The organism is Pseudomonadota bacterium, from assembly GCA_030860485.1.
GTDB lineage: Bacteria > Pseudomonadota > Gammaproteobacteria > JACCXJ01 > JACCXJ01 > JACCXJ01.
In genome coordinates, this window is sequence record JALZID010000305.1 from 1 (window position 1) to 5,976 (window position 5,976).

The following is a 5,976-nucleotide window of genomic DNA, read 5'->3' on the forward strand; positions in this document are numbered from 1 at the left end:
CGCTTCCTAGTCTTTCTGATCATGAGACCAGTTATTTTACTTAAAGGCTGGATATCACCGGTGGTGATGTCAAGCGCAACGCTACAAACTCGCTGCAACCCTGTCTTCTACGCCCTTTCCTGACGATCCGCGTGGAAGTTTATGCAACTGGAGGGTTTACTTGAACCCGGCGGTGCACCGGACCCGCCACGGCGGGCGCGTGACCTCGAGTCGTAGGTCTTACATTGACGTATAATTTGACGGGGAGCTGATTTTACCCAGAACCAACGCGGGATTAGATGGGCAGAGTTCGTGCTTAATCGCAACTGTAAAACGAAAACGGAGGAAATAGAGATGAAACGCAAAACGCTAGTCAGGTTAATCGCGGGTAGCTTGGGCTTGTTGGCAGGGGTTGGCTGTTCAGGCGAGGCCACCCATACTGCACAAGCATTGGAGCATGCCCAGGTAGCGGCCAAGGAAAGTACCATTCAGGGTATCCAAGAGCATGCGCAGGTGTCGTTGACACATGTGCAAGCGGCTGAGCAAGCCAAGGAAGCAGGCGCGGAGCACTTAACCGCGGCCGGAACCGCTCTCACTGACGCGCTCAAAGCAGAGGACGTTGGCAGTGCCAAGACGGCCGCGGAGAGCGCCGAAAGCCATCTCAAGATGATCAAGTAAACCAAGCAAGGAATTCCAGCCAGTGAGGCAAGCAGGTCGGGCAGGAAGCGCGCCTTCCTGTCCGTATTTTTTGTATTCCAGCCACCGGGAAGGCCAGGGGGTCAAGCCTTGCATTGCCATAGTGCGCCAACCATTGTCCTAGAAGCCCGGCTTGGTTGGCGTGAACGTTGGGGGGCTTAGGGGACGTTTCCATGGGGGTTTGAACGGAAGAAACCGCGAATACAAAAGCTTGGCGGCGTGCTACGGTATAGTGTCCGCCCGATCTTGGCCGAGGAGCGCCTGAAATGGGTAACGTCGGGCCAGCGCCTTCTCTGTCATATTCCTAAACCCATGCCGGATGGGCAGACCGCCCTCAGCCTCACCCCGTGGCTGGATAGGGTGGCCGTGCTCATCCCGCCCCCGCGGCGCCACCGTCATCGGTATCATGGCGTCTTGGCGCCCACCGTTTTGCCGGGAGCAAAAGGGGACAGCGCGGTCGCTGCACCTCGACCGGCACCGGCGCATTTCGCGTCCAGGTACCGGCTCCCGACCCCAGAGCCCCCGCCAACCCACCGGGACCGCCCCAACTGAGCGCATCTGCCCCCCCGACCGCTGTAAGACCGCCCCATCACCGCCCGGCCCGTACGACGATACATTGCCTGTTGACAAGCCGCATTGAAATTCCTATCCTTCCGCTGCCTGGGCCTGACGCGCTCGTGTGTTCGACTCCACACATACAATCGTTCTCGCCGTCGGGATACTTGCCAGGCAGCATGTGCGTGGGATCGCCGATCCTGCATGTACCCGTTACCAAAGGAGAATCGCGATGAGCAAATATTTATTGGGCTGGCTGCTGGGCGTCCCGGTGGTCGTGCTGGTCATCATCTATCTCATATTCAACTAGCGGATCGCCGTTGCGCTACTTTGTTGAATACGGATCGACCTCATCGGCTGGGCATCCGCCGCGAGATCGCAGCACCCAAGGCCTCCGAGGTGGCTCTTCGCGGGGCGAATCGCGGCTTCGAGCGGCTTCGTCGTCTAGAGCTGGATGCTGGCCAATTGGCCGTTCGTCGTGACCAATATGCTGATGCTGACGACCGCCGGACTCGGCCAGTGGATCGCGCGAACAGGCGCTGCGAAGAGACAGGCAGGTAAGGAAAACTCCGAAGAATTGGATTCCCGCGGCGGCGTCGCCGGCAAATCGCCTCAATCGTCACGCCGCCAGCGTTCTCACCTGCAGCCGATCATGCCGTCCTCCTCGAAGTATCAGCCGCGGGCCGCATGCGAGCGGCACCACGGGCTGCGGGGAGCAGCTAAACGCGCCGCTTCTGGGGTCTACCGACACTCAGTCAATACGGCCATTAAGGCGAGCCTGATTAAACCTATGAGACGCGGCAATAGATAATGGCACTCAACGCTTCTAACCTGGCGCGCATATGATCAAGCATTTAAGAATTGCATGTTTAGCCCCGCTGTTGTCTGTGGTGTCCGGCTGTGGGGTCTTGGGGGACGTTTTTGAGACGGGTATGTGGACCGGCATTATCATTACGGTCGCCATAATCGCACTCATCGTCTTCATGCTTTGGAAGCGTCGAAGTAGGAACAGCCCATGACCGGCCTACACCGAACCGCCCTAACGACTTAAAAGCCGATCACACGCCCGGCGTCCGACAAGGAACGGAGGTGCCGCATCTTACCTGAGGAACTCGTGCGCCAGGGCCACGACGTGACCTTGGTTCGATAGTGAGGCGGTTATGTCAGGCAGCAAGCTCGCCGGTCATGCTTCGGGACCTCAAGGCATGCTGGCTACGTTCTGTTCGAATTCAAGCTCATCGTGGCCCCCGGGCTCAGGCGCTATGTCCTCGTCCCGCTCTCGATCAACGGCCTCTCGCGGTGGGGATCGCTTACGGCGCCCACCTGTTCAGTACACTGATCGACGCTTGCCTCCCGGATTGGCTGCGTTGGCTGGACTGGCTGCTGGCAGCTCTTTGGGCTGCTAGTCTTGGGAGCGGTTTTCTTCGGCTTCAGCCTTGTTGCTAACCTCCGGAGTTAATTAAGGCGAGAGTAGCTCGACCGGCACTTTGTATGGCGCGCCGGGCCGTTCCCGCACGAGCTTCGGCACCAGGTAGCCGGGGAGGGCGCGGGAGAGTCCTTCACAAAGCCAGCGGGCGCGGTGGGGATCGACATCGAAGTGCGCCGCACCGGCGACGGGGTCGAGGAGGTGGAGGTAATAGGGCAGGGCACCGGCCTCGAAGAGCCTCTCGCTGAGGGCGACGAGCACGTCGATCTCGTCGTTGACCCCGGCGAGCAAGACCGATTGGTTGAGCACGGTCACGCCCGCGCGCCGGAGTCGGGCGAGGGCGCGTGCGACGCACGTGTCGATCTCCCGGGCGTGGTTGGCGTGGACCACCATGACCGGGCTCAGTCGCGTCCCGGTGAGCCAACTCAACAGGGCCTCGTCCACGCGCTCCGGCAGGACGATGGGTAGGCGGCTGTGGACCCTGAGCCGCCGGAGGTGCGGGATCGTGGCGAGGTGCGCGGCGAGGTCGGCCAGGCGGGCATCGGGCAGGGACAGGGGATCGCCGCCGCTTAGGATCACCTCGGTGATGGCGGGATGGTCGCGGAGGTAGCAGAGCGCCGACTCGAACCGATCCCGAGCGGGGGACGAACGGCCATAGGGGAAGTGGCGGCGAAAACAATAGCGACAGTGGATTGCGCAGGCGCCCGTGAGGACCAAGAGCACCCGACCGTGGTATTTGTGGAGGACGCCGGGCGCCACCTCGGCGGTGAGATCGCCCACCGGATCGGTGCCGTAGCCCGGCAGCGGGTCGGTTTCCGCGCCCACCGGCAGCACCTGGCGCAGCAGCGGATCGCGGGCATCGCCCTTGTGCATGCGCGCTGCGAACCCGCGCGGGACGCGCAGGGAGAACTGGCGCAACGCGGCCTCGGAGGAGCCGAGCGCGGCGGGCGAGAGGCAGAGGTCGCGTAACAGTTCCCTGGGATCGGTGATGGCATCGGTCAGCGCCTCCTGCCAGGCACTGCGCTCGGGCACATTCCGCGTATGCGTTATCATATAATGCGCTTTTCGGCACCCGGGACGTATCGATGGCGACCTATAGTACCAATCAGTTCAAGGCCGGTCTCAAGATCATGCTCGATGGGGCGCCCTGCAACATCGTCGAGAACGAGTTCGTCAAACCGGGCAAGGGCCAGGCCTTTAACCGCGTGCGGATCCGCAACCTCAAGACCGGCCGCGTGATCGAGCGCACCTTCAAGTCGGGGGAGACGGTGGAGGCCGCCGATGTCGTGGACAAGGACATGCAGTACCTTTACAACGATGGGGACCAATGGCATTTCATGGACCCCGAGAGCTTCGAGCAACTCTCGGCGGGCGAGGCGGCGATGGCCGAGGCACGCCAGTGGCTCAAAGGCCAGGAGACCTGTGTCGTGACGCTCTGGAACGGGGAGCCGCTGGCGATCGGCGCCCCGAACTTCGCGGTCCTCGAGATCACCGAAACCGACCCCGGTATGCGCGGTGACACGGCCACCGGCGGCACCAAACCGGCCACCCTGGAGACCGGGGCGGTGGTCAAGGTTCCGCTCTTCATCGAGACCGGGGAGGCGATCCGGGTCGATACCCGCACCGGTTTGTACGTCGCCCGCGCCAAGGACTGAGATCCTCTGGACCGGCATGCCGGAGGACTGGCGCCCTAGCGCATCGCTCGGGACCCTGCGGATCCGGGCCGAGACTCTGGCGCGGGTCCGCGCCTTCTTCGCCGCGCGTTCGGTCCTGGAGGTCGAGACCCCCATGCTGTGCCGGGGCGGCCTCGGCGAGCCGCACATCCTGGCGCTCGGCACCACACTCACCGGTGGCCGGCACCGTTACCTCCCGCCCTCGCCGGAGCCCGCCATGAAACGGCTCTTATGCGCCGGCAGCGGTCCCATCTACCAGATCGCGCGGGTGTTCCGGGATGGCGAAGCAGGGCGCTTGCACAACCCCGAGTTCACGCTCATCGAGTGGTACCGGCCCGGCTTCGATCACCATGCCCTCATGGACGAGGTGGAGGCCCTGGTGTCGGCGCTCCTCGGGTCCGAACCGTTCGAGCGTATCGGCTACGGGCGCGCCTTCGAGGACGCTCTTGGCATCGATCCATACACGGCGGACGTGGAGGCGCTGGCCGCGTGCGCCCGTGGCCTGGGTCTCGTGATTGCTGCGAAGGGCCTGGATCGCGGCGCGTACCTGGATTTCCTCCTCTGCCATGCCCTGACGCCGCGGCTGGGCCACGACCGGCCGTGTTTCCTCTTCGACTTTCCCGAGCCTCAGGCCGCCTTCGCCCGGGTGCGGGCGGGGAGCCCGCCGGTCTCCGAGCGCTTCGAGCTCTTCATCCGCGGCATCGAGATCGCGAACGGCTGCCATGAGCTCGGGGATGGGGCCGAACAGCGCCGGCGCCTGCTCCGCGAAGAGGCCCGCCGGCGGGCGCTCGACCTGCCGGCCGTACCCCTGGATGAACGGTTCCTGGCGGCCCTGGAGAGCGGCATGCCGGACTGTGCCGGGTGCGCGCTGGGTCTCGACCGTCTGGTCATGGTCGCGACCGGGGCCGGCACCATCGAAGAGGTGCTGGTGTTCCCGCCGGATCGGGCCTGAGCGGGGTGCTTTCTTCCCCTCCCCCTTACCGAAGGGGGAGGGTGGGGGTGCGACGATTGGTCGCATTCCCAAGCCCCGGCGGACTGACCTATGATGGCCCCTGACCCGATCCAGTGCGCCGCACTGGATAGAAGCGGTCACGCGGGTGTCACCTTGCCGGCGCATGCTGCCAACCGAAACCATTCGGAGGAGTTCGAAGCCCATGAACGCCCCAGCCACTCAGATTTTCCCTATCGCCATCGTCCGTTCCTGCATGGAGGACGACGGCGGTGCGCGGCCGACCGGGTCCGCCCGCCTGAGCCCGATCACGACGTTCGACGAGGGCGACACCACGATCCCCACCGTGCTCGGGTTCTCCGAGCTCGCATGCCCGGAAGCCCCCGATACGGCGCTGATCGAGACCGCCTATCGCATCGGATCCGCGCGCGGTCGCGCCCTGGGCGCGGTGCTGCGCGGTCTGGCACAGGATGCCCCCCTGGACCGCTGGTAGGCGGATCGGAAGGGCGCGGGGCGGGGTGCGGCCGATCGGAGGCCGATTGATTCGGGGTTCTGGGGGTTGACGCGCCTAACCCCCATATATGGACTCCTCCGATTTGCAAGCATCTCGCTCGTTGACGGCAGAGGTCGGTAGCGCAGTTGCTCCCATATATCCGGCCTGTTGGTGAGGCCTTGGTCGCCTCTGGCCCTGATGGATT

The 5,976-nt window shown here is 64.0% G+C and carries 8 protein-coding genes; 7 read left to right on the plus strand and 1 reads right to left on the minus strand.

The genetic code is table 11. The annotated features are described in order from the left end of the window. Nucleotides 1–333 precede the first annotated feature (333 nt). From M3461_19240 to M3461_19255, 4 genes are all read left to right on the plus strand, one after another. The gene (locus M3461_19240; protein MDQ3776334.1) at nt 334–657 is read left to right on the plus strand and encodes a hypothetical protein; all 324 of its coding nucleotides are present in this window, start codon (nt 334–336) and stop codon (nt 655–657) included. A 237-nt stretch (nt 658–894) separates the two neighbouring features. Then, nucleotides 895–1,227 carry a transposase gene (locus tag M3461_19245; GenBank protein ID MDQ3776335.1) on the plus strand — a complete coding sequence of 111 codons (333 nt, stop codon included), beginning with the start codon at nt 895–897 and terminating at the stop codon, nt 1,225–1,227. 127 nt (nt 1,228–1,354) lie between these two features. Continuing rightward, entirely contained in the window at nt 1,355–1,540 is a 186-nt protein-coding gene (locus tag M3461_19250) for a hypothetical protein (GenBank protein ID MDQ3776336.1), read from the plus strand. 144 nt (nt 1,541–1,684) lie between these two features. Beyond that, complete coding sequence (locus tag M3461_19255) at nt 1,685–2,041, plus strand: hypothetical protein (GenBank protein MDQ3776337.1); 357 nt, start codon at nt 1,685–1,687, stop codon at nt 2,039–2,041. A 648-nt stretch (nt 2,042–2,689) separates the two neighbouring features. On the opposite strand, the gene epmB is transcribed toward M3461_19255, so the two are convergent. Then, a complete protein-coding gene (epmB, locus tag M3461_19260) occupies nt 2,690–3,709 on the minus strand; it encodes an EF-P beta-lysylation protein EpmB (protein MDQ3776338.1) in 1,020 nt (339 codons plus the stop codon). A gap of 32 nt (nt 3,710–3,741) precedes the next feature. Here epmB and efp point away from each other — a divergent pair, with 32 nt between their 5' ends. The 3 genes from efp (at nt 3,742) to M3461_19275 (ending at nt 5,771) form a co-directional block, all read left to right on the plus strand. Continuing rightward, a complete protein-coding gene (gene efp, locus M3461_19265; GenBank protein ID MDQ3776339.1) occupies nt 3,742–4,311 on the plus strand; it encodes an elongation factor P in 570 nt (189 codons plus the stop codon). A 16-nt stretch (nt 4,312–4,327) separates the two neighbouring features. Further along, the gene (gene epmA, locus M3461_19270) at nt 4,328–5,281 is read left to right on the plus strand and encodes an EF-P lysine aminoacylase EpmA (GenBank protein ID MDQ3776340.1); all 954 of its coding nucleotides are present in this window, start codon (nt 4,328–4,330) and stop codon (nt 5,279–5,281) included. 202 nt (nt 5,282–5,483) lie between these two features. Next, on the plus strand, nt 5,484–5,771 hold the full coding sequence (locus M3461_19275) for a hypothetical protein (protein ID MDQ3776341.1): 288 nt from the start codon (nt 5,484–5,486) through the stop codon (nt 5,769–5,771). The last annotated feature ends 205 nt before the right edge of the window (nt 5,772–5,976 follow it).